We start from the raw sequence: 2,277 nt of genomic DNA on the forward strand, positions 1-2,277 counted from the left end.
GGGCTCGGCTGGGGCGAGGGCGACGGGTGAAGCGCGGCGGGCCGGCGACCGGCGGTGTCCCGATAAGGGGCGACACCGCCGGGCCGCCGACCCGACGTCGAGCCAAGCGCGCCCGGCCCGCGGCGCGCGGCGCCTCAGTCCAGGTCGAACTCGCCGTCCTGCGCGCCCGCGACGAAGGCGTCCCACTCGGCCTGGGTGAAGACCAGCACCGGCCCGTCCGGCTCGGCGGAGTTGCGCATGCCGATCAGGTCGTCGACGAAGGCCACCTCGACCGCGCTGTCGGAGGTGTCGCCCTCGGCTCGCTGCCAGACCGCCCGGGACAGGTCGAAATCGCCCTTGGGGTGCTGACCCATTGTTCGTCCTCCATCACCACGCGTCATGGGGAGCCCGTCCGGTTCCCCGTCGGGCAGGATAAGCGGATGCCGAGCCTGACCCGTGTAGAGGCGACCGCGCGTCGCGCGCTGATCACCGTCGAGTCCTACGAGGTGGACCTCGACCTGACCGGCGGCGCCGAGCGGTTCCGCTCCACCGCCACCATCCGGTTCCGGGCCACCCCCGGTGCCGACACCTTCGTCGAGGTCAAACCCGCCCGACTGCTCGGGGCGCGCCTCAACGACCGGGACCTCGACCCGGACTCGCTGGCCGACAACCGGCTGCCGTTGACCGGGCTCGCCGGGGAGAACACGCTGACGGTCACCGCCGAGATGGCGTACTCGAACACCGGCGAGGGGATGCACCGCTTCGTCGACCCGGCCGACGGCGAGACCTACCTCTACGCGATGTCCTTCCTGGACGACGTGCAGCGGCTCTTCGCCGCCTTCGACCAGCCCGACCTGAAGGCACCGGTGACGCTGTCGGTCACCGCGCCGCCGGAGTGGACGGTCGCCGCCAACGGGCAGCTCGCCGCCAACCCCCGGCCGGGGCGCTGGGAGTTCGCCCCGACCGCGCCGCTGGCCACGTACTTCGTCTCGCTGATCGCCGGCCCCTGGCACGTGCGCCGCGCCGAGCACGACGGCATCCCGCTCGGTGTCTACTGCCGGCGTTCCCTGGCCGAGCACCTGGACGCCGACATCGACGAGATCCTGACCGTCACCCGGCAGTGCTTCGACCGCTTCCACCAGCTCTTCGCCGAGCGCTACCCGTTCGCCAAGTACGACCAGGCGTTCGTGCCGGAGTTCAACGCCGGCGCGATGGAGAACCCGGGCCTGGTCACTCTCCGGGACGACTACGTCTTCCGGTCGGCGGTCACCGACACCCAGCGGGAGCTGCGGGCCACCACCATCGCCCACGAGATGGCGCACATGTGGTTCGGCGACCTGGTCACCATGCGGTGGTGGGACGACCTGTGGCTGAACGAGTCGTTCGCGGAGTACCTGGGCACCCGGGTGACCGCCGAGGCGACCCGCTTCGACCGGGCCTGGACGACCTTCGCGATGCGCCGCAAGGCCTGGGGATACACCGCCGACCAGCGCCCCTCCACCCACCCGGTGGCCCCGGAGGAGGTCCGCGACGCCGCCCAGGGCCTGCTCAACTTCGACGGCATCTCGTACGCCAAGGGCGCCAGCGTGCTGCGGCAGCTGGTCGCCTGGCTGGGCGACGAGGCCTTCCTGGCCGGCCTGAACGCCCACTTCGCCGCCCACCGGTTCGGCAACGCCACCCTGGCCGACCTGCTGGCCAGCCTCAGCTCGGCCAGCGGCCGGGACCTCACCGACTGGGCGGAGCGCTGGCTGCGCCGCCCCCAGGTCAACACGCTGCGGATGGAGACATCGGTGGACGCCGACGGCCGCTGGGTCGACGCCGCCCTGGTGCAGACCGCCCCGGACGCCCACCCCGTGCTGCGCCCGCATCGGGTCGGCGTGGGCCGGTACGCCCCGGACGGCACGGTGCGCCGCCTCGACGTGGACCTCGACCCGGACACCGACAAGGGCCGCACCGAGCTGACCGCGCTGATCGGCGAGCGCGCCACCGGCCTGCTGCTGCCCAACGACGGCGACCTGACCTTCGCCAAGATCCGGCTCGACGCCGCCTCCGCCCACGCGGTGCCGATGGTGCTGCCGGGCCTGGCCGACCCGCTCGCCCGGGCGCTGCTCTGGGGTGAGGCGCTGGACGCCGCCCGAGACGGCGAGCGCCCGGTCGCCGCCGTGGTCGCGCTGATCGCGGCGGCGCTGCCCGCCGAGACCGAGGTGATCATCGCCGAGGACGTGCTCACGCTGACGCCGTGGCCTGATCGACCGCTACCTCGACCCGCTGGCCCGGCGAGGCCGCGCTGCTGCGGGT

1 protein-coding gene and 1 pseudogene are annotated in these 2,277 nt (G+C 73.3%); one reads left to right on the forward strand and one right to left on the reverse strand.

From position 1 onward, the window contains the following. Positions 1-134 precede the first annotated feature (134 nt). Entirely contained in the window at positions 135-353 is a 219-nt protein-coding gene (locus JNW89_RS35185) for a DUF397 domain-containing protein (protein WP_067312494.1), read from the reverse strand. Between the two features lie 66 nt (positions 354-419). Between JNW89_RS35185 and pepN the strand changes: the two are divergent. Beyond that, positions 420-2,277, forward strand: a pseudogene (gene pepN, locus JNW89_RS35190) (aminopeptidase N); the annotation flags it as partial.

The sequence above is a fragment of the Micromonospora sp. 4G55 genome (genome assembly GCF_016803375.1).

What these genes read in the sequence shown, in the direction of transcription:
- JNW89_RS35185 (WP_067312494.1), bottom strand. Translation starts at nt 353, where the DNA reads ATGGGTCAGCACCCCAAGGGCGATTTCGACCTGTCCCGGGCGGTCTGG.